Here is a 22658-nt window from a genome sequence, read left to right as displayed (position 1 = left end):
CTCCCAATTTTTTCTGTACCCAGCTTAAAAGCCAGACGAAGAATGGAATTGCAATCACAATTAAGAAAGCATATCCAAGAAGCGTCCCGTAATAAAACACGTCATTCAAGTCCTTGGGATACATCGTTATGAAAAACGTCGCAACCAGCATTGCAGTCAGCAGCCAAGCATTGTTTTTATTTTTTAGATGAAAGATTTCCGTTAACCCGATATGGGCGCCTTTGAAGGATCCGAGCATACAGGCAAATTGCTGAGCTGTCCAGGTCAGCTGTAAAAACAGATCAAATCGTTCAATAAAAATACCCGGAACCTCTAATGCGTGGATGAGGGAAATGGTCGGCCATGTCACCGTTTTTGCCTCAGCCACAGTCATACAGCCAATCACAATGAACAAAGTAATGCTGTAGAACACTGTAGAAGTCCCGATCCCAAAAGCAACAGCCTTTTTCGCTTGCTTCGGATCTCTCATAAATGGGACGAGATAAAAGATGATTTCAAATCCTGAGAAATATAAAAGTGTTTTTGGGAATAAAGAGAAAAAACTTTGATAGCCTCCCTCAAAAACAGGCCGGATAAAATCGAACTGGAACAAGCGAAAGCTGAACATCAGAAGCATCATAAAAATAATAAGGGTTATAGGAAAAATATAAGCGTATACCTTTGCAATTGAATAAACGCCTCCGCCCACATGATAGATGGCAACTGCAAGAAATATAAACACCACAACTGCCATTGGCGTATTTTTCAACAAAAAGAATCCGACAATCTCTCCCAAAATCCGAGCTTGAAAGCAAACAATCCCAATGAAATATAGACAGATATATAGATTCAATAGAAAGCCGATGAATGTTCCAGCTACAATGCTGTTGAGCTTAAAAAGAGTTTTTTCGCTGTTTTTTTGAAGGAAAGGCAAAAAAAGCAGAACGATGATAATAAAAATAACGCCCTGCAGCAGTATCATAAGCCATCCGCTCGGACTGCCGGTTTCGGCAGCTGAGCGGGGAAGGGTTAGGACCCCGGCACCGATCAGTGTGCTGCTGATCATAATGAGCGTCTGCATAAATGTCAGTTTATGCTCTGATTTCCTCATAGCCATCACCTTTGTCTGATGTTATCTTCAGGATCGTTTCGTGTCGGTCTTCTTTTTAAAAACATCGTGGGAATACGGATGACTGTGTCTTTCAAATCCTGTCCAGGCTGCGCCATGATCGGGATAATGTAATCCTGTCCAAAGCTTTTCAGGCGCATGAGATGGCCAATCACAAACAGATAAACCATTATAACACCATACATGCCAAGCGCTGTTGCACTTATCATAACCCCGATCCGAATGATCCGCAGCGGAAAGTTATAGGCGTATGAAGGAACGGTAAAGGATGCCAGTGCTGTGACAGAAACGACAATGACCATAAGCGCACTGACAATTTGCGCCTGAACAGCTGCCTGTCCGATGACGACCCCGCCGATAAGGCCAATTGTCTGTCCAATCGGCTTAGGCAGCCTTAATCCGGCTTCTCGAATCAAATCGATCGTAAAGATCATGATAAAGGCCTCTATAAAAGGCGGGAACGGTACGTTAAGCCTGCTGCCTGCAATGGAAATGGCCATTCTAGTCGGCAATAGCCCGGTGTGAAAAGAAACGAGAGAAATATACAGACCGGGCAAATAAATGGTGATCAGGATGCTGGAATAACGAAGAAGGCGTACAAGTGACATTGGGATCCAGCGCTGGCTGTAATCATCGGGCGAATGAATAAATTCGTCAACCGTAGCCGGTACAATCAAAGCAAACGGCGTATCATCCACTAGTATGGACACTCGTCCTTCTAATAGAGCAGCCTCTACACGATCTGGTCGTTCTGTGCTTAAAATCGTGGGGAAAATTGAAAATGGTTCGTCTTCAATCAGCTGTTCAAGCGTCCCCGATTCCGGCAAATTATCTATATTGACTGATTTCAGCCTTTTAAACACTTCTTTGACGACATAATCTGGGGCGATATCCTGAATATAAGCGACAGCGATTTTCTTTTTGGTCCTTTTTCCGAGTGTCATTTCTTTGATGACGAGACGTAAAAGCGCCGTGTTTGTCCGCAGTTTTTCAATAAATCCTATTTTAGGGCCGCATTCCACGACTTCGGAGGAGGGTTCATCAAGACTGCGTGTTGCGACTGACTTTGTGTCGAAAGCTAATCCCCCGCGATAGCCATCAGCGAGCAAAATGGCTTGCCCTGAAAAAACGAGCTGCTCTATTTCTTTCATTGTAGAAACAACGCTGTGGTGAAAGCCGAAAAAAAAGGCGGATAAGTCTTCAATCGAGCTTTCCTTATGGGCTAACGCCTCTTTTTGTAAAGGAGAAATGACGTATTGCGCCAGCATTTTATTCTCTGTCAGACCGTCAATATACAGTAAACACGCCTTTTGTCTGCTATCTCCGAAAGCAAATGTATAAAACATCATATCGTCGTTTTGTCCCAATGTTTTTTTCAGTGTGTCTAAATTGTTCTGGAGATCAGAGTCGATTTGCATAGTTTCTCTCCTTAGTAAACAGATTGACGGTTTTTATTAATTTGTATCAAAAAAGGAGAATTATTCTTATCAAGGAAAAGGCTGAAACAAAGCTTCTTTTCGACGTGATATAATAGATAGGAAGCGTTTTCTTTGAAGGGGTAATGAAAAGATATGCTTTGTACATATGTTGTCATCGGAAAAAGACAGCTTATACGGGCGTTTGTAAGAGGGGCGCACCGGGAAAATGATGATCAGTTATTTACAGGGGAGGGGTACGGATCATGACGCAATCACCGATTTTTCTAACGCCTGTGTTTAAAGAAAAAATCTGGGGCGGAACCGCTTTACGAGATAGATTTGGATACAGTATTCCTTCAGAATCAACGGGGGAATGCTGGGCCATTTCCGCTCATCCAAAAGGACCGAGCACTGTTGCAAATGGCCCGTATAAAGGAAAGACATTGATCGAGCTTTGGGAAGAGCACCGTGAAGTATTCGGCGGTGTAGAGGGGGATCGGTTCCCGCTTCTGACAAAGCTGCTGGATGTGAAGGAAGGTACGTCAATTAAAGTTCACCCTGATGATTACTATGCCGGAGAAAACGAAGAGGGAGAACTCGGCAAGACGGAATGCTGGTACATTATCGACTGTAAGGAAAACGCAGAAATCATTTACGGGCATACGGCCCGCTCAAAAACCGAACTTGTCACAATGATCAACAGCGGTGACTGGGAGGGCCTGCTGCGAAGAATCAAAATTAAACCGGGTGATTTCTATTATGTGCCGAGCGGAACGCTGCATGCATTGTGCAAGGGGGCCCTTGTTTTAGAGACTCAGCAAAATTCAGATGCCACATACCGGGTGTACGATTATGACCGGGTTGATGACAACGGGAAGCCAAGAGAGCTTCATTTTGCCAAAGCGGTCAATGCGGCCACCGTTCCCCATGTGGACGGGTATATAGATGAATCGACCGAATCAAGAAAAGGCATAACCATTAAAACGTTTGTCCAAGGGGAATATTTTTCGGTGTATAAATGGGACATCAATGGCGAAGCTGAAATGGCTCAGGATGAATCCTTTCTGATTTGCAGCGTGATAGAAGGAAGCGGTTTGCTCATGTATGAGGACAAAACATGTCCGCTCAAAAAAGGCGATCACTTTATTTTGCCGGCTCAAATGCCCGATTTTACGATAAAAGGAACTTGTACCCTTATCGTGTCTCATATTTAAACTTAATCTCACTTCGAGATTAAGTTTTTTTATTAGAAAATGGAAGTGATTCACCTATAAATGAAGCAAGTGCGTGCCGATAAATAAACTAGTTTTATATACTTATAGAATAAGAAAGAGGAGAAGGAATGAAAAAGAGACTAATCGCACCTATGCTTCTATCCGCCGCGTCCCTTGCCTTTTTTGCCATATCTGGTTCTGCCCAGGCAGCCGCGTATACCGACTACTCACTATATAAAGTAGAGCCGTCGAATACGTTCAGTACAGAAAGCCAAGCCTCACAAGCTGTCGCCAAACTGGAAAAAGATACTGGCTGGGATGCATCCTACCAGGCTTCAGGCACAACAACGACCTACCAAATTTCCGCCTCAGGCTTTCATAGCGAATCAGAAGCGAAAGCAATACTGAGCGGACTCGCCAAACAGACATCGATTACAGGAACGTCAAGTCCTGTTGGAAGCAAACAGCCATATGTCACCATCTCGTCAGGTGCCATCTCCGGAGAAAAACAGGCCAACACTATCCTAGCAAAGCTGAAACAGGAGACGGGAGTGGCTGGCGCTGTAAAAACTTACGGAGCAGCTCAGCCCTATATGAATGTCATGACATCAGATATTGCTGATGAGACCAAAGTCAAGGCGCTTATCCAGAGCCTTGCTAAGCAAACGGGGATTAAAAGCTCGTATCAGCCCATCACACACACGGTGTCTGTCACAACAATACAGTCTGGCACAATCGTGGGAGACAGCAGAGCAGCGCAGATCAAAAACGCCTTTCAAAAGGAATCGGGGCTGCAGGCATCATTAAAGGAAACGGTGAAAGGACAAGCCTATTATACGTTCACAACTGCCGCCATTTCAGGTGAAGCGAATGCCAAGACTCTATTGCAGCAGCTGAAACAGAGCACTGGCATCACAGGCAGCTACAAGTCCATCAATCAAAAAACAACCGTTGAGTCATACAATGTCCAATCAGCTTATTTCAAAGGGCTGAATACAGTTAAGGACGCCATCAGCCAAATCAAGAAAAACACCGGCGTATCCGGCAGTTATCAACAGGTTGGAAAAAGCACATCATATACCGTGAATATGAAGGGTATAACAAAACAGCAGCTTCAAAAAGTAGACACCTTCTTTAAAAAGAAAAAATGGCATTACACGTCATCCAGCGTCAAAAAAACGACAACGTCTGCAGCTTATCAAATCACGTCGGCAAAGATTTTAGGCGAGCAGCAAGCAAATAAAGCAGCAGCCTTCTTTGCTCAGAAAAAAGTAAAAGCTGCAAAAACAGCAGCTGGATCAACAGCAGAAAATCAATATCAGCTCATCTCAGAAGAAACATCAGATCAAGCAAAAGTCACAAAGGGTTTGAACATATTAAAGAAAAATCAGCTGAGTGCTTCTGCGAAATCCGTCAAAAAACAAATAGCTGACACGTTTAAAATCACAACCGAATCTCTGCTTGACCAAACGAAAGTCAATCAGGCGCTCACGTTTTTCAAATCGAATCATATATCAGCAGCAAGCCAGAAAACCGGTCAGACAGCTGCGAGCAGCTATCAAATCACAACTGAAGCTATCATCAGCCAAGAAGAGATTGACCGCGTTTTAACATTTTTCAAACAGAATAAAATCGCAGTCACAACATCAAAAACAGGCCAGACTGCATATACACAATACAAAATCGTGACAACAGAGCTCAGCAGCAAAACAGCATTGAACAATGGGTTAACCTATCTTAAATCGAAAAGTGTAACCCCGAGCTACACAACGAAAAGCAATACGCTTTATAAAATCAGCGTAAATGAGCAGTTCACAGGCAATGATACAGCTGCTGCGGCATCAACGAAGCTAAAACAATTATACGGATGGACATCATCTATCGTGAAGATCAAAAACGGCCCGCAAATCATGAAAACAAACTACAATCTCTCGCTTCGTGATATGGTCCAAAAACAAATGACAGTAAGTCCGCAAACAGACGGAGCGGCTTACGTATCGCTCACGTACATTAATACAGCAACATCAACCGTTACGGCTGATGTACTAAATATCCGGTCAACGCCGGAAGTCAGCCCGACAAACGTGATCGGCCAATTTAAAAAAGGCGATAAAGTGAAAATCATCGGACAGATAAACGGCTGGGCTAAGATCAATTTGGGCTGGCGAAACGCAAGCAGTGATGAAGTAGTTCAATATGTGGATCCAAATAACTTTTCCAGAGACAGCAAATACTACTTCCAATTTCTCAAGCTGTCACAGACAGCGGGCCTCAGCGTTACTGAGGTCAATCAGAAAGTGCTTGCGGGTAAAGGCATCCTGACAGGGAGAGCAAAGGCATTTATCGATGCCGCCAATCAATATAGCATCAACGAACTGTATTTAATCTCACACGCACTTCTTGAAACAGGAAATGGGACATCTGCCTTAGCCAATGGCTTAACCTATAACGGAAAAACCGTATACAACATGTATGGAATTGGAGCATACGACAGCAACCCGAATTACTACGGAGCCAAATATGCGTACGAGCAGGGCTGGTTCACACCTGAAGCGGCCATTATCGGCGGAGCTAAATTCATAGGCTCATCGTATATCCACAACACAGCTTACAATCAAGACACACTGTACAAAATGAGATGGTCAGCTACAGCGACACACCAATACGCAACAGACATCGGCTGGGCGTACAAACAAGTAAACCGCATGTACAGCCTGTATTCATTGCTGGACGGCTATACACTTTACTTTGATGTTCCGGAATATCAATAAAAAAAACACCTTTTGCGGCTGCAAAAGGTGTTTTTGATTTATCTTTTAAGAACTTTATCCTCTGATGGCTCTTCTTCCTGAGGGAAAACAATTTGATCGACGACTCGCTCACTTGCTTTTCCATCAAGATCATCGAAGAAATAATGAACAAATGAATCAATTTGCTCAAAGTTATACTTCTCTTCTTTAATGATCGAAATCATTTGCTCAGACGTTTTCGCAAGAGGGCCAGGAATAAAGTCAAAGTAATCGTAATAGAAATCACGTTTGCGAATATAATCATCTACATCATAGCTGAAGAAGATCATTGGTTTATTTAATAAAGCATACTCAAAGCAAACAGAAGAGTAATCCGTTATCAGAATATCTGTTACGAGCAATAGCTCGTTAATTTCCCTGAACGAAGAGAAATCATAAAAGAAATCGCTGTACTGATAAGGTATATTGGCATCGTTTCGTACGAATGGATGAATTTTGAATAAGAAGATATATTCATCCTTTAACTCACGATACAGACGGTCAAAATCAAGCACTTCAAAAGGATAATGAGCTGATTGCTGACCGTTTCCGCGGAAGGTTGGAGCAAAAAGAATGACCTTTTTGTCCTTTAGAAACGGATATTCCGTGTAAAGGCGTTCTTTTACAAATGCCTTCTTCGCTTCATCAAAGAAAAAGTCTGTTCGCGGTACGCCCGTAGCAATGACGTTCTCAATGTCTACCCCAAAGCCCTCTGCGTAGTGCTTCCGTATATTTTCAGAGCTGACAATAACCTTCGTGTAGTTTCTATGGTTTTTCGAATGCGGTGACGGTCCTCCCGGCAGACCGATTCGGCTGTAGCCGAATGTCTTAAAGGCGCCGACAGCATGCCACAGCTGGACAAGGTCCGCATTTTTACGGATTTTTAACGGATAAATAATCGGATAAAAATCATCTATAAAAATGATTTTGCTTGTCGCAAAATGATAAGCCATCGACATCAGTTCAGACAGGCTTTTTCTATCTCGAATGCTGCTCTTTAAGAAAAATTTGAAATCAAAATTTTCTTCACGTTTCAGCAGCTCTTCATAAACAAATTCGAAGTTTCCTGTCATATCAAGCCGGCTGTCAGAAGCAAAGACAATTTTATTAGACTTAATTGGAAGCAGGCGGAATACATCATAAGCAAAATGGAATAAGCTTGTATTCAGCTTGCGCAAAAAGCGGTTTGCCTCTTTTCCAGTATCCAGCTCCAAAAGGCTTGGATCAATTTCCTGCAGTTTGTTGCAAGACAAATTAATCGTCTTTTCGCCCTCATCATAATTAACGATCAAATTGAACTTCATCAGCTTTTTAGCAGAATGAAATTCCATTTTTGTGGCATACACATCATTAGAGAGGAAATTACTGACATTTCCAACTGTATGCACTTCCTGATGTTTTACATTTTGGTCATCTACAGCTTCAATCTCGAGAAACAGCTTATACTCGCCCTGCGGAAGAGGCTTGTCATTCATCAGCTTAGAAAAGTTAATCTGCTGTGAAAATCCTGCCCACTTATAGGCTCCAGGCACATTTGAAGTATCAATTGACAGCTTATCTACCGGAACATCCCGCAGTGAAACAGCTGTAAATAAAACACCGTTGTTCACCAATAATAAACGTTTTCGAACCTGATCCTCTTTTTGAAGCGGCAGGCCCTTGATATACATATAACCCGCAATTTTTAGAATTGACCCATTCCAAGAAAACTCAGAAATCTTTCTGACAGGGACTTGCTGGTTTTCTTCAATTCGCTTCGTTTTATCAAATAGAGAAAAAACCCTGTTATCAGCTGGATGGACAATGACAGCTGCATTTTCTTTTTGCGTTTTCTTTTTTGATCTGAAAAGTCTGTTCTTAATCTTTCTTGCCAGCTTCACTTTGTACCTCACTTTCTCCTAATCGGCACCAGATGTTAAAAATGATGAAATAAAATCGGCCACCCGCTCTGAAGATTTGCCGTCCTGATGGGTGATAAATGCCTGTGAAAAATCTTCAATACGTTTCGTATCAGCCTCGTGATCACTCTCGATATCGTGTACAAGCGATGGAACGTCTTTCGAAATCGGCCCGGGTACAAACGATTCAAACGGGTAGTAGAAATCACGTTCTTCCAAGTAGTCTTCTAAATCCGGGCAGTAAAAATACATCGGACGTTTCAGCAGGCTGTACTCGAAAATAACTGAAGAATAATCGGTTATCAGCCCATCAGAGATTGCCATCAAATCGTACAAAGAGTACGAATCAGTTAAATCCAGCACAAAATCATCCTCTTCCGTTTGCGCATGTTTGCGCATATACGGATGAAGATGGAGGATCACGACATAATCTTTATGGTTTAGCGCCGATTTTAATTGTAGCAGATCAAGCGGTATAGCGTCACCCTCTTGATGATGTCCGCTGCCTCGAAAAGTAGGAGCATACAAAAGCTTTTTTTTATGCTTCAGTTCAGGATAAACCCGATGAAACTCATCCAGTACAGTGCGAATATGTTCCTTATGATAAAAATAATCCGTTCTTGGAATGCCGAGCGGCAAAATCTGCTTTTGCTCTATTTGAAAGGCTTCGGCGAAATGCGGAACGGCAGCGGGTGCACTGACAATGGCATAATCATAGTTTGAATGCACGGGAACAATCTTCAAATAATCAGAAGAAGGGCCGAACGGCTTGTTCACAATGCTGTAGCCAAATTTTTTAAACGCGCCGCAAGCATGCCAAAGCTGGATGGCAACAGTTTCCTTTCGTTTTGGCACAACATACAAAGGAAAATAATAATCATCCAACAAAAGCACGCGGCATGTTGCAAGGTGATATAACGAGCTGAAAAGATGAAGCAAATATGCAGCTCGTCCGATCAGCCCCTTATCCATCTTGCGGAACAGCAGGGTGATGCGAAGAGACGGGTCTTGCTTCAGCTTTTCATAGACACCTTTAAAATTATCACTTAAATGATCCTCACGATAGGAAGCTATGACAATTTTGTTGTGCTGTACTGGTAATAAAGCGCTCAATAGTTTATAAGCAGTGCCGAATACTCCTTTTACAATTCGCGTAAGGAATGTTTTCACTGTTTAAATTTCCCATTCAATAACAGTTTTTCCCCAAGATGAAGTCAAATCTGCTTCAAACGCGTTTGTAATTTCCTCAATACTGCGTACCGGGAAGCGTCCGCCAACTAATGTTTCTAAATAATCAACGACTTCAGGGTATTGAGCTAAAAAGTCTACAGTACGGGCAAAATCCTCGCGTCCGCTCCGGCTGCTGCCGATCAGCGTAATCCCTTTTTCAAGCACCATTCTTGTTTCAATTTCAACAGGGTATTCAGACACGCCTAGGAGCGCTACACACGCTTCAGGATGGACATGGGCAATGATCTGTTCAATTGCGCTTTCACTGCCGCGTCCGCCCACGCATTCAAAGGCATGATCGATTCTGACATCTTCAGGAATGTCGTTAATTTGATAAGCTGCATCAACAAAAGAAAAATGATCAAGCTTGTAAGGTGTTTTTCCGAAAATAAACACCTTGCTGTCTGGATATTTTTTCTTCAGTAGAAGCGTCATGATAAATCCGAGATTTCCGTCCCCCCAGACACCGAATGTGTCACGCTTCTTATGCGCCATGCGCTCAAAGCGGGAAAGCGCGTGAACTGCAATTGTAATAAGCTCAGTGAAGGCTGCGACATGCGGATTAATGCTGTCTGGAAGCTCAACAAGCCGATCAGGCGCCATGAACATATAATCCTGCATAAATCCATCATAACCGCTTGAACGGAATCTGCTGGACCGCAGGTAATTCTCCGCGATGACTTCATGCTCTTCAACCGGTGTATTTGGCACCATAACAACCCGGGTTCCGACTTTAAATGTGCCTGTCGGATCAAACATGACTTTTCCGATCCCTTCATGGATCAGAGCCATCGGCAGTTTTTTGTCCATCGCTTCTTTGCCGCGTGAGCCAGTATAATAACGCTGGTCTGCAGCACAGATGGATAAATGGGTAGGACGGACGACGACCTTATCTGAATGGACAACTTTATCTTTATATGTCACTTCAAATTGTCGGGCAGAAACTAAACGATATGTTTGATTAATCATTGTGAAATTCGCTCCTGTAAAATGGCATTAGCCACTTTTAAGTCATATGGTGTCGTTACTTTAATGTTAAAGACTTCACCGCGGACCAGCTTCACTTTTTCACCTGCTAACGAGCAGATCTTGCAAGCGTCAGTAAGGACAGCTTTTTGCTCATCGGACAGTTTATTATAAAGCTCGACCAATTTGCTGATCCGGAAGCTTTGCGGTGTTTGCCCCTGATACATGTTATCGCGGACAGGGATATCAGAAATAAATTCCTGGTCTTCTGAAGCAATAATTGTATCAATGGCTGAGATAACAGTATCAACCGCGCCGTATTGAAGAACAGCATCAATGTTTTCATCGATAATGCGATGAGTGAGAAACGGACGCACAGAATCGTGAGTGATGATCACGTCATCATCCTGAATACCGAATTCTTTTTCAATATAGCGGATGCCGCTCATAATAGATTCATTACGGTCGCTGCCGCCTTCAACGACAATCAGGCGATCATCCTGCCCGATAAATTTCTTTAAAATGTCTTTTGTATGGTTAATCCACTCTTTAGGGGAGACGATTAAAATCTTATCGAAACGGTCATTTAATAAAAACTTTTCAACCGTATGAATGATAATTGGGCGTTTATTTAACGGCAAAAACTGTTTTGGCATATTGACGTTCCCCATGCGGGAACCTTTTCCACCGGCTAGAATCTCAGCATAAATCATAAAATGACTCCTTCCTTACTACAACTCATAATGTTTTATAAAAGGTTTTCATATTATTTGCAATACCGATCTCTATTATATATAAAGATCAGCTTGATTTCTCATTTACATAGCTTAAAAGCAGCTTGCTGGCATTCCCTCTCGAGTACAGATTCCATTCACGTGAAAAGCGCTCCACTTCAGCTTGAAGCCTGTTCATATCTTTCAGCTGGTCCAAGAGCATTCCTGAATCACGGCAAGGAACCCCGGGGATTACCTCTGTATAATGACGGATTAAACCGCGGGTTCTGTTGTAAGCCTCCATATCATACGTATAAAACAAAATGGGTTTGTCCAGCAAAGCAAATTCAAAAGGGACAGAAGAATAATCTGATATTAACAGATCACTCATTTTTAAAAGGTCTGCAAGCGGGAGATCTGATACGTCTTTTATCCACGCACTATCCCCATGCAATTGAGCAGATTGCTTCATAACAGGATGAAGTTTTACTGCAAGTAAATATTCTCCTTTTAAATCATGCTGCAGCTGTTTTTCTGAAAACGGCAGCGAAAAGCTTTCAAACTGATGATCCCTAAAGGTTGGCGCATACAGGATGATTTTTTTCTCTGCCGGCAGGTGATATTTGCTTTTAAGGTCATTGCTGTTTTCCTTCACCTCATAGTAAGCATCGGTTAAAGGCACGCCAAACCGAAGAAATTTATCACCTTTTATATCGAAGAATTCCTTGAATATGTCAGCCATATGTTCAGAACCGACGACAATCCGGTCAAATGAAGCATATACTTTGCGAAAGCGTCTCACGTCAGCCCGCGAACGATTCTGTGTGTTGATATCCTTTAACCCAAATCGTTTAAACGCTCCATTCGCATGCCAAACTTGGATACACTCGATATCAGGTCTGCAGGTCAAAACGGTTGTCAAAACAAAATAGTTATCAACAATCACAGCTTTACTGCTCAGCATAGAAAAGACCGCTTTATATATATGAAGCGGGTGTTTTTCGTTAATAACTGAAACAGTAAGCTCAGGAAATTCTGTTTCCAGCGATTTGGCATGCTGGGTCAGAAGTACATGAATGGGAAATGAGTAGTGTCCCATCTGATATTCCTTTAATATTGCCCGGGCATTATCAGGAAAGGAAACAAGAAGGGTCACTTGACTTCCCGGTTTGACCCAAAACAGCAATGCGCCGATGACTTTGATGAACACATAGTAAAAAAACGCAAACCAGGATTTCAATCTGTCATCAGCTCAAAACGGCTGCCACGGATTGTCGGCAGGCACAGTGAAAGATTCATGCATTTCATTACATACCATAGCTCCTTTAAGGCCCATTACAGATGGCGTGATTGATCTTTGACCTGTCCCGTATATTGCGGCTTTGCTGAAGTTCGTTCATGTTTCAGCACGGCTGTAACATACTTAGGAATGCTAAGCATTCTTCTCCAGCGCGCAGGGTTTGTGATCAGCCTGTACATCCATTCAAGGTGAAAACGGATAAAAAATGAGGGCGCTCTTTTGACATTGCCGCTGAACACATCAAAGCTTCCGCCCAGCCCTACAGAAACAGCCTGAGGGAATAGATGTCGGTATTTATGGATAAAGAACTCCTGATTAGGATAACCTAAAGCAACAAATACCATGTCAGGATTTGAGGCTGCGATCTTGTCTGCCACCTCACGTTGATTTTTCACATAACCGTCAGAATATCCGGCAATTTCAATCCCAGGATAATCACGTTCGACTCGCTCGATTGTCTGAGCAATCACATGCTTAGCTGCACCGTAAAAGAAAACCCGTTTTTTCTTTTGATCAGCCTTCTCAAGCAAAGACGTAAACAAATCATAACCGGCGATTCTGGATTGAAGCGGCTTACCAATTAGCTTGGAAACCAACACAACACCAATGCCATCCGGCAAAATAAAATCAGCAGATGAAAGAACCGCTTCATAACGCGGATTTTGCATCGCTTCAAATCCGATTTCAGGATTCGCTGTTACGATGAACGCACCTTTATTCTGATCCAAAAATGACGTTTCTAAATGTGATACAAATGAAGTCAGTTCACCGTCTACAAAATCTAATTGATTAATGGGTTTCGTTTGCATCGTATCAACCCTCCTTTTCATCTATATGTCTATAAAAAACACGTGTCATTCGTATAGTTTGATTAAAGACTCTTTGTCTGAAAACATTTTACTCTATCTTACCACAAAAATCTTTAGGAACTTTTAACATTCACATTACAATTCCTTCACGTTTTGACGATGAATTAATATGAGGAGGGCGTACAAAATAAATGACGCAGCAGAAAGAAAATCGTTTCACTTAAAAACGCGACAAAAGATCCGATTTTTTCGAAAAAGAAAACTTGTTATAATGGGTATGGATAAGACATTAGATCTGTAAAAATTATACATCAATACAACGATGATACCAAAAAATGCTGATGATTGACATTTTTAAAGAGCCTTAACTTTTATAGGAACTTATGCTATTATTGTTCAATATTAATGGTACGTAAAAAATGTGTCGAAATTATAAACAATCTGTTAAGGTTTGTGGTTTTTTTCTGGTACTCTCAGTTGAAAACGGTTGGAAGGTGATGTTATCTGATGAAGAAAGTGATAACGTACGGAACATTTGATTTATTTCATTATGGACACATGAAGCTGCTGCAAAGAGCAAAAAATCTGGGTGATTACTTAATCGTAGGATTATCTACAGATGAATTTAATCTTCAAAAACAAAAAAAATCGCATCATTCCTATGAACATCGAAAATTCATTTTAGAAACAATTGATTTTGTGGATGAAGTGATTCCCGAAAAAAACTGGGAACAAAAAATCTCAGATATTCAAAAGTACGATATAGATACATTTGTGATCGGCGATGATTGGAAAGGGAAGTTTGACTTCTTAAAGGAATATTGTGAGGTCATTTACCTTCCGAGAACAGAAGGCATTTCAACTACCAAAATCAAAAAAGACATGGCTAGTTTATAGAAGCACTAACTTAAAGAGGCTTGAAGTAATTCAGTTGCTTCTTTTTTTCTTGTTTGCTGAGATAAGTATTTAATTGTTCGAACATTTAAGGAGTCTAAGATGAAATCAAAGATTTTAATGAAATATAGAAGTCTATTGGTCAGAGTATACTCAATTGCTTTTAGAATAATTGGGCTTTTGCCCAGGAATGAAAAATTAATCATCTTCGAAAGCTATTCCGGCAAACAATTCAGCTGTAATCCACGAGCAATTTTTGAGTATCTTGAGGAAAATAAAGATAAATATGATTACCGATTAATCTGGAGTATAGATAAAAGAAACAAAGATTTATTTGATAATTTAGATGTGAAATATTTAAAAAGATTCTCTCTCAAATGGCTATGGTATATGGCTACAGCGAAATATTGGATAACAAACAGCCGCTTGCCGTTATGGATCCCAAAACCGAGAAAAACCACATATGTGCAGACTTGGCACGGAACTCCCCTAAAAAAACTTGCAAATGACATGGACGAAGTACATATGCCCGGCACGACGACTGAACAATATAAAAAAAACTTCCTGAAAGAAGCTAGTAAATGGGATTATCTCATTTCCCCTAATGCATACTCTACGGAGATTTTTAGAAGTGCTTTTCAGTTTAAAAGAACCTTTATTGAATCTGGCTATCCGAGGAATGACTTTTTACATAAAGAAAATAAATATGAAGAAATGCTAAAAATAAAAGACAGATTAGGTATTGATAGAGATAAGAAAATTATTTTGTATGCCCCAACTTGGAGAGATAACTCATTTTATGCTAAAGGTAAATATAAATTTAATATGGTTTTAGATTTAGAAAGTCTTAAAGACCAATTAAGTGATGAATATATTCTTATTTTAAGGATGCACTATCTTGTATCTGAGAATATTAACTTAACTGCGTACAAGGGTTTTGCTTATGATTTTTCAAATCATAATGATATTAGAGAGCTATATTTAATATCAGATATATTAATAACAGATTATTCTTCGGTGTTTTTTGATTTTGCCGGTTTAAATAGGCCGATCCTTTTTTATGTTCCTGATATTGAATTTTATAGAGATAAACTTAGAGGCTTTTACTATGATTTTGAAAAATGTGCTCCGGGACCTCTTCTTAAAACAACAGAAAAAGTAATTGAAGCTATACACAAAACAAAGCACTATAAGCAGGATGAAAACCTTACTTCGTTTTATGATCAATTTTGTTATTTGGAAAAAGGTGATTCATCTAAAAAAGTTGTTGAAGAAATACTTGGATAAAAACATTTTCTTTTAAAGGAGTACTTGAAATGTTGTTTTCAATTGTAATGCCTGTTTATAATTCGGGATTATATCTAAGTGAAGCCATTGACAGTATCATTGATCAAACTTTTAATTTTGAAGAAAACATCGAAATTATATTAATTGAAAATAATAGTATCGACAATTCGAAAAACATATGTGAAAAATATGCAACAGCATTTCCGAATAATATAAAAATTATTTATCAAGATACACCAAATGTCAGTTTAGCAAGAAATAATGGATTAAAATTTTGTGAAAATAGTGAATTTATAGCCTTTATTGATTCAGACGACAAAATTTCACCAAATGCTATTGCAGAAGTATTAAAGTTTTTTAAAAAACATACCGATATTAATTTAGCGGTGCTGCCGCTATTTTTCTTTGACAATAAAAATGGAGAGCATTCACTTAATTATAGATTTAAAAGTAATAAAAACATTGTAAACATAACTGAGAATTACTCTTCTGTTCACTATCACATTGGTGGAACATTTTTTCGGAAAAAAGCAATAGATCGTTTAGGAATTTCTTTTAATGAACAGATGGATTTTTGGGAAGATGTTTTATTTATTAATACTTTTTTAATTAAAGAACAAAAATATGGTCTTATTCCTGATGCTAAGTATTTCTATAGAAAAAGAAAAGAGGAAAATTCTCTCGTAGACACTTCATGGTATAAAAAAAATAGGTATACTTTTTTACTTAAAAATGGTTATGAGGAAATGATCAAAAGATCATTAGAGGAATACGGTGAGGTAATACCTTATATTCAATGCTTAATTCTAAATCATGTAAAGTTATTTATTATTCAAAAAAACAATAACTTGATTTATGAAGTACTAGATGAGACAGAACAGCTGGAATTCTTCAGAGAATTATATAAAATTTTAAAATATATGGATGAAAAGTTAATTATCAACCAAAAAATGAAAACATACTTAAAAGAGTATCTGATTTCATTTAAACGATGGGGTTATCCTGTTAATAAACTTATTCAAATAGGAAAAATTGAAAACGAAAAAGTTGTAATTACTTCATGGAGAGTCAATAAATTTTCTATTGAGCTAACTGTGAGTTTGAGTAATGAAGAATCTGCAATTAAAGATGAAAATAATGTTTACATCTCTTATGGAAAAAAATTCATAAGGGCCAAGTTAAACGAACAAACACAAAAAAATATTGTTATTTGGAAAACTACTGTTAGAGATAGAAAATATTCTTCTTACCAATTAAAAATTCCTTTAGGAGTTATTTTTTTTAGGTTTATAGTTGAAAAAGATAATCATTATGTTTATCTCCAAAAAGTCAATGTTTTAAATAAATTATTTAAGAGGTTAATACGAATCTAATACTTTTCTATAAAACAAAATTCAAAAGGAGAATGAAAACTTGGAACAAAAGAATTTTTTCTTTTCTATTATAATGGCAATCTACAATGTTGAAGAATTTTTAGATGAAGCAATAACAAGCATAATTGATCAGGCACTTGATTTTGAGCATCATATACAGTTGATTTTAGTCAACGATGGAAGTGTTGATGCATCAGGGGAAATTTGCTTAAAGTATAAAGAAGCGTATCCAGAAAATATAGTCTTTATCGATAAGGAGAATGGCGGAGCAAGTAGTGCGCGTAATGAGGGTTTAAAATATGCCAAAGGTAAATATATTAATTTCTTAGATCCTGATGATACATTGTCCCCTTCAACCCTTTTAAAAGTATATGATTTTTTTGAAAAGAATTATTCTAAAGTCGATGTAGTTTCTATTCCAATGATGATGTTTGGTAAAACAAGTGGTCCACACTTATTAAATTATAAATTTGATAAAACTAGGCTAGTTCATATCTTGAAAGAACATACAGGAATTCAATTATCAGCACCAAGTTCATTCGTGAAAAAAGAAGCTGTTAAAAATCACTTTTTTAATGAAGATATGGCCTACGCTGAAGATAGTGAATGGCTGACTAAAATTATACTGAAGCGCCAAGTATACGGTATTGTGTCAGAAGGACAATATAATTATCGACGAAGAGAAGATGCGTCATCTGCAACTCAAACAGGTAAAAATGATAAAAAATGGTATGTAGATTATTTGAAGAATTTCTCTCGAGAATTAATTAATCATAGTATTACAACATTAGGATACGTTCCAAGATACATTCAGTATATGATTGCCTATGACTTGCAGTGGCGAATAAATATAGAAGACAGAACTGATGTTTTGACGGATAAGGAAGTTGAAGAGTTTTTTGACTTGCTAGAAAGAATACTTGCATTTATAGATGACGACATAATCTTTGAACAAAAATCTCTAAACTTGCACAGAAAATATTTTTTAATCAAATTGAAATATCGAAATAAAAAAAATGTATTTAAAAAGATCTTTTTGAATCGTAATGTGAATTTATATTTTAAAGAGAAATTAATTAATTCTATGAGATATGAAGCTATAACAATGGAGCTATTAAGCATTGAAAAGGGGATTTTAACCCTTGAAGGTAATTTTGGTTCATTATTTGATGCCGCAGAATTAGAAGTGAAAGCATGTGTCAATGACAAAATATATCATGCCGAAAAAATTGATAGAACAGTACACAACTTATATTGCTTAAATAAGCCAGTTAAAGAGTACCTGGGCTTTAAGGTTGATATCCCAGTTGGTGAGCTTGCAAATAACTCGAATATTGAAATGATGATTTCATCAAATGGAAAACTAATAAAAGTAAAAATTAACTTTGGACGATTATTCCCGCTGGATAAACATATAGTTGATTTCTATACCAAAAATGGTATAGGGATTTATTTCGATCATAAACTTAATAATTTAGTAGTTCTAAAAGATAAAAATCAGATTATTAGAGCAAAAGAAAAGCGGGCTCAAAGACGTTTTAAGACCTTTAATAAAATAGGTGCTGAGAAAGCATCAAATGTAAGAAAGATTATGGAACACCTCTATAAAATAAAGAAAAATAAAAGAGTATGGCTTTTTATGGATAGAATCAACAAGGCAGATGATAATGCTGAAGCATTATTTGAATATGCAATGCAGCAGAATGACGGCATCAAAAAATATTTTATTATCAGTAAAGATAGTCCAGATTATAACAGGCTGAAAAAAATAGGACCAGTTGTTGCATACGGGTCACCTAAGCACAAATTTTTACATTTACTTGCCGATGAAATTATCTCTTCACATGCAGATGATTATGTAGTCAACCCGTTTGTGAATATGAGGAAATATTATAAGGACTTATTTAAATTTAACTTTGTTTTTCTGCAACATGGAATTACGAAAGATGATATTTCGGGATGGCTTAATAAGTATAAGAAAAATATTAGACTATTTATAACAGCCGCTCAACCTGAGTATGAGTCTATAATTAATGGTCATTATAATTATTCAAAAAGAGAAGTAATTCTAACTGGATTTCCTAGATTTGATAAGCTTGTTAATCATAATCATAAAAAGATATTAATTATGCCAACATGGAGAAATCATTTAGTAGGAAAAATAAATCCGCAAACAGGGAAAAGAGATTACTCACCACTCTTTAAAAACTCAGTTTATTTTAATGAACTTAATAATTTATTAAATGATGCTAAACTTATTAATGAGGCTAATGAAAAAGGATACGAGATCGTATTCTTCCCGCATCCAAATATTGTTCAGCAGTTGAAAGATTTCAACAAAAATAGTTCAGTGAGGATTGCGGACATTAATGAAAGTTATCGAGATCATTTCAATAATAGTGCGATTTTAGTTACAGATTATTCATCCGTTGCATTTGACTTTGCTTATCTTAAAAAACCTGTTTTTTACTTCCAATACGAAAAAAATCACTTGGAAAAAGGGTATTTTGATTACAATTCAATGGGGTTTGGAGAAGTAATTGCTGATAAAGATACTTTAGTTGATAAGCTGATAAATTGTATGGAAAACGATTGTATAATGGATGCCAAATATATTGATAGAGTAAATCAATTTTATAAGTATACGGATAAAGAAAACTGTAAACGTGTTTATCAACAAATTATTAGTCTAGGAACTAATATTAAAGAGGGAATAAAGAAATGAAAAAAGTAGCGGTTTACGGTAGTTGTGTTACACGGGATAATTTTAACTCTCAATTTAATGCTGATTATAAAAATTTTTTTGATTGTGTATTGACCCAAAACCAATCGTCCATTATTTCAACAATGAGTAAACCTAACTACATTGTTATTGATAATGAGAACATGTCTAATCATGAAAAAAACACTTTAAAGACGGATTTTGAGAATAGCTTTCTAACCGAGATTAAATCTGTTCAGCCAGATATATTAATTTTAGATTTTTTTGCAGATGTGCATTTTGGTTACGTAGAAATTTCTAGCAATCAGTATATTACAAATAACAGGTGGACACTTCCTAAAACAAATTATTATAAACTTTCAATTCAAAATAAAAAGCAAAGCTTTAATATTGAAGATCATTTTGAAAAGTATTTTTCACTATGGAAACAAAAGTTTAATCTTTTTTATAACTATGTGAAATTAAATTGTCCCGATATCAAAATTATCTTAAATAGTGCAAGAAATGTTCATCATTTTTTTGATAAAGAAGATAAGAAAAAGTTGCTTATTAATGGAGGAAACATCAAGATAATTGATGTTGATTATTATAATAGTGTTTGGAGCAAATTTGATGCGTACGTGTTAGACAGCTTCAGTGATGTAGAGGCAATAAGTTTATTCGAAAATAAAAAATATAATTCATATGAAAACCATCCATGGGGCAAATTTTATGTTCATTATACAATGGATTACTATACCAATTTTTTGGACCAGTTAAAAAACTCAGTCTTTAAATAAATAGTATACGGAGGATTCATCGTGAAAATTGAGATAATGAACATTTCTGTAAATCTTAAAAATGATGGGTGGATAATCTTTGGTCATACACACAGAATCGAGGAATTTGAGGGCCTGGCTTTAACATTAAAGACTAATAACATAGCCTTTGAGCAGCCTATTCAGATAAAGCTTCCTTATTCTTATATGCATAAGGAAGGTTATTTCTTATGTGAAGTGAAATTTGCTCATATAATAAAGTCGAAAAAACTCGCCTTCTCTAATGAGTGGGAATTGACAGTATTAAACCAAGATGCCCAATTACTAATTAGCTGTCTCGATGGTCAACACAAACAAGAAATAAAGCAACCAGATTCTTTGTATTTTGGGGCCTGCTCATTAGTGAATAATAAATTAGTCATTACAGTACAGCCTGACAATGCAAAATTTAGTATATTTAGTATTGAAGAGGGTAATTCACCTGACAAGTTTCATTTGAAACTTCAAATAAAGGGAGAGAAGCATAAATTATTTGAAAACAACGATTTATTATTCGTTCTTTCACGTAGGCCACATGGAACCCTTTATCAGTTTCATGAAGAACAAATAGAACTTGGAAAACTGTCTCAAGCTGATGACCACTTTGAGGTTGACCTTGATTTATATAATCTTCCGGATAATATTATTGTTGACGATTCAAACATTTGGGATTTTTATATCAAATTAGACAATAATTCTGAATCTATTTTGCTTTCTTGTTTAGTTGATAAAGAATTGCCAAGTTCTCTTGATAAATTAAGTGCACTGAGAAGCCACCCATTTCATTATGTCAAATTAAACAAAACAGGAAGCAACTCATTATCTCTGCACACATATCGAAAAGATACAAATATTGCTCAATTAACCTCATTTGAAGAAAATGACAAGATTGTAAGGCTTTATATTAAGATAAATACTAAGATAAATTCACAATGTAAAGTAGTTTTTAGAAAAAGAGAGAAAAAAGGAAATGGTTTCGAATATTATTTTTCTCAAGAATACAGTCTTCTAAATAACGGTGATCGATTTTTTTGTGAGATAGACAAAGAAAATTTGTTAAAATTGCTAAGAAAAGATCATGCGAGTGTATGGGACGTGTTCATTTTAATTGATAGTAAAGACTATGTTTATATTAGCTGTAATGAAAATATTGAGACTGATTATTTTAATATAGCTGATGGATATAAAGTGAAGTTCTTTAAAAATGGTGGAAATCGATTATCTTTGTATATGCTTTTTGACTCAAATAAAGATGCAGATACACTTAATATAGCTGTTTTAGGTACTTGTTTTAGCAGAAATGCATTCAATTCGTCATCATTTTTTAACCCTGATTACAAAAAATTTTATAAATGTTGTTATACACAATTCCATTCATCAGTCATCAGTTTGATGTCTGATCCTGTAGATATAGATTTTAATCAATATAATGATGTTAAAGAAAGTGATCGGCCATGGGTAGAAACGGATTTTAAAAAAGACTTCTTTGTAAAGTTGAAAGAAGCAAAACCGGATTACATTATTATTGATTTTTATTGCGACGCGAGTAAGCCGGTCATTAGAACTCAGGAAAATAATTATGTGACTTGTAACTATTTTATTGAAGTAAGTAAGTTCTTATCAAATTGGGATAACATACACATCATAAATCATCATGAAAATCAGAAGTATTTTGAGCTTTGGAAGAAAAATATTGGTAAATTTCTTGATAAGTTAAAAACCATTATTCCTGAAGATAAAATTATATTGAATAAGGGCAGATTTACCGAAACATATTATGGAATGGATGGTAAAATAAAAACATTTGATGATATTCCAATGATAAGGAGAAATAATTACTTTTGGGATAAATTAGATAATTATTTCCTGTCTATTGCCCCTTCAGCAAAGGTAATAGATTTGTCTGATACAAAGTTTATAGGAGATGAAAGATATCCTTATGGTTTATCTTATTCTCATTATGAATCAGATTACTACAGAGAATTTTTTAACAGATTATTAAAAATCACATCAGAAGACCAAATGAAAAATTAATTACATGAATAGTTCTAAAATAAGGTTGTTGTTATCTTATCTTTTTTTAGAACTATTCTTTTTATATTAGTTGTATATTGGATTTTTAAATTAACAAGTGGGTCTG

General features: G+C 37.2%; 15 protein-coding genes and 1 pseudogene. 8 read left to right on the top strand and 8 right to left on the bottom strand.

Annotation, left to right across the window (positions count from 1 at the left end; all coding sequences use genetic code 11):
* Position 1 precedes the first annotated feature (1 nt).
* Positions 2-1090 (bottom strand): annotated as a pseudogene (gene gerBB, locus NSQ09_RS02790) (spore germination protein GerBB); the annotation flags it as partial.
* A 5-nt stretch (positions 1091-1095) separates the two neighbouring features.
* Positions 1096-2526 (bottom strand): spore germination protein GerBA, encoded by a 1431-nt coding sequence (gene gerBA / locus NSQ09_RS02785; protein WP_341030543.1) that lies wholly within the window; start codon positions 2524-2526, stop codon positions 1096-1098.
* Positions 2527-2789: 263 nt separating this feature from the next.
* Here gerBA and manA point away from each other — a divergent pair, with 263 nt between their 5' ends.
* Positions 2790-3740 carry a mannose-6-phosphate isomerase, class I gene (gene manA, locus NSQ09_RS02780; protein ID WP_017697347.1) on the top strand — a complete coding sequence of 317 codons (951 nt, stop codon included), beginning with the start codon at positions 2790-2792 and terminating at the stop codon, positions 3738-3740.
* Positions 3741-3868: 128 nt separating this feature from the next.
* On the top strand, positions 3869-6511 hold the full coding sequence (lytD, locus tag NSQ09_RS02775; RefSeq protein ID WP_341030540.1) for a beta-N-acetylglucosaminidase LytD: 2643 nt from the start codon (positions 3869-3871) through the stop codon (positions 6509-6511).
* A 38-nt stretch (positions 6512-6549) separates the two neighbouring features.
* On the opposite strand, the gene NSQ09_RS02770 is transcribed toward lytD, so the two are convergent.
* The 6 genes from NSQ09_RS02770 to NSQ09_RS02745 form a co-directional block, all read right to left on the bottom strand.
* Entirely contained in the window at positions 6550-8409 is a 1860-nt protein-coding gene (locus tag NSQ09_RS02770; RefSeq protein WP_015384814.1) for a CDP-glycerol glycerophosphotransferase family protein, read from the bottom strand.
* Positions 8410-8427: 18 nt separating this feature from the next.
* The gene (locus tag NSQ09_RS02765) at positions 8428-9597 is read right to left on the bottom strand and encodes a CDP-glycerol glycerophosphotransferase family protein (RefSeq protein ID WP_129137979.1); all 1170 of its coding nucleotides are present in this window, start codon (positions 9595-9597) and stop codon (positions 8428-8430) included.
* 3 nt (positions 9598-9600) lie between these two features.
* Complete coding sequence (locus tag NSQ09_RS02760) at positions 9601-10626, bottom strand: ribitol-5-phosphate dehydrogenase (protein WP_003235523.1); 1026 nt, start codon at positions 10624-10626, stop codon at positions 9601-9603.
* Positions 10623-11336 carry an IspD/TarI family cytidylyltransferase gene (locus tag NSQ09_RS02755; protein ID WP_003235520.1) on the bottom strand — a complete coding sequence of 238 codons (714 nt, stop codon included), beginning with the start codon at positions 11334-11336 and terminating at the stop codon, positions 10623-10625. The genes NSQ09_RS02760 and NSQ09_RS02755 overlap by 4 nt, the downstream gene beginning before the upstream one ends.
* An 88-nt stretch (positions 11337-11424) precedes the next feature.
* The gene (locus NSQ09_RS02750) at positions 11425-12576 is read right to left on the bottom strand and encodes a CDP-glycerol glycerophosphotransferase family protein (protein ID WP_129137978.1); all 1152 of its coding nucleotides are present in this window, start codon (positions 12574-12576) and stop codon (positions 11425-11427) included.
* A 95-nt stretch (positions 12577-12671) separates the two neighbouring features.
* Positions 12672-13445, bottom strand: a complete 774-nt coding sequence (locus tag NSQ09_RS02745) for a WecB/TagA/CpsF family glycosyltransferase (protein ID WP_015251089.1) — start codon at positions 13443-13445, stop codon at positions 12672-12674.
* Positions 13446-13952: 507 nt separating this feature from the next.
* Between NSQ09_RS02745 and tagD the strand changes: the two genes are divergently transcribed.
* The 6 genes from tagD to NSQ09_RS02715 all read left to right on the top strand — a co-directional run bounded on the left by tagD (position 13953) and on the right by NSQ09_RS02715 (position 22552).
* The gene (gene tagD, locus NSQ09_RS02740; protein WP_024571912.1) at positions 13953-14342 is read left to right on the top strand and encodes a glycerol-3-phosphate cytidylyltransferase; all 390 of its coding nucleotides are present in this window, start codon (positions 13953-13955) and stop codon (positions 14340-14342) included.
* A 99-nt stretch (positions 14343-14441) separates the two neighbouring features.
* The gene (locus tag NSQ09_RS02735) at positions 14442-15626 is read left to right on the top strand and encodes a CDP-glycerol glycerophosphotransferase family protein (protein WP_129137977.1); all 1185 of its coding nucleotides are present in this window, start codon (positions 14442-14444) and stop codon (positions 15624-15626) included.
* Positions 15627-15655: 29 nt separating this feature from the next.
* Complete coding sequence (locus NSQ09_RS02730; protein WP_129137976.1) at positions 15656-16999, top strand: glycosyltransferase family 2 protein; 1344 nt, start codon at positions 15656-15658, stop codon at positions 16997-16999.
* A gap of 40 nt (positions 17000-17039) precedes the next feature.
* The gene (locus NSQ09_RS02725; protein ID WP_129137975.1) at positions 17040-19724 is read left to right on the top strand and encodes a bifunctional glycosyltransferase/CDP-glycerol:glycerophosphate glycerophosphotransferase; all 2685 of its coding nucleotides are present in this window, start codon (positions 17040-17042) and stop codon (positions 19722-19724) included.
* Positions 19721-20500 carry a DUF6270 domain-containing protein gene (locus tag NSQ09_RS02720; RefSeq protein WP_042975194.1) on the top strand — a complete coding sequence of 260 codons (780 nt, stop codon included), beginning with the start codon at positions 19721-19723 and terminating at the stop codon, positions 20498-20500. The genes NSQ09_RS02725 and NSQ09_RS02720 overlap by 4 nt, the downstream gene beginning before the upstream one ends.
* Before the next feature lie 21 nt (positions 20501-20521).
* A complete protein-coding gene (locus NSQ09_RS02715; protein WP_341030534.1) occupies positions 20522-22552 on the top strand; it encodes a DUF6270 domain-containing protein in 2031 nt (676 codons plus the stop codon).
* Positions 22553-22658 lie beyond the last annotated feature (106 nt).

It is taken from the genome of Bacillus sp. FSL W8-1202 (assembly GCF_038006165.1).
GTDB classification, from domain to species: Bacteria; Bacillota; Bacilli; order Bacillales; family Bacillaceae; genus Bacillus; species Bacillus subtilis.
Note: the sequence above shows the minus strand (reverse complement) of the source record. Positions and strands in the feature narration are given on the sequence as shown.

Excerpts from the sequence above, each read along its gene's own strand:
- NSQ09_RS02730 (WP_129137976.1), top strand. The coding sequence starts at position 15,656 with ATGTTGTTTTCAATTGTAATGCCTGTTTATAATTCGGGATTATATCTA.
- gerBA (WP_341030543.1), bottom strand. The coding sequence starts at position 2,526 with ATGCAAATCGACTCTGATCTCCAGAACAATTTAGACACACTGAAAAAA.
- NSQ09_RS02735 (WP_129137977.1), top strand. The coding sequence starts at position 14,442 with ATGAAATCAAAGATTTTAATGAAATATAGAAGTCTATTGGTCAGAGTA.
- manA (WP_017697347.1), top strand. The coding sequence starts at position 2,790 with ATGACGCAATCACCGATTTTTCTAACGCCTGTGTTTAAAGAAAAAATC.
- NSQ09_RS02760 (WP_003235523.1), bottom strand. The coding sequence starts at position 10,626 with ATGATTAATCAAACATATCGTTTAGTTTCTGCCCGACAATTTGAAGTG.
- NSQ09_RS02755 (WP_003235520.1), bottom strand. The coding sequence starts at position 11,336 with ATGATTTATGCTGAGATTCTAGCCGGTGGAAAAGGTTCCCGCATGGGG.
- NSQ09_RS02720 (WP_042975194.1), top strand. The coding sequence starts at position 19,721 with ATGAAAAAAGTAGCGGTTTACGGTAGTTGTGTTACACGGGATAATTTT.
- lytD (WP_341030540.1), top strand. The coding sequence starts at position 3,869 with ATGAAAAAGAGACTAATCGCACCTATGCTTCTATCCGCCGCGTCCCTT.
- tagD (WP_024571912.1), top strand. The coding sequence starts at position 13,953 with ATGAAGAAAGTGATAACGTACGGAACATTTGATTTATTTCATTATGGA.
- NSQ09_RS02745 (WP_015251089.1), bottom strand. The coding sequence starts at position 13,445 with ATGCAAACGAAACCCATTAATCAATTAGATTTTGTAGACGGTGAACTG.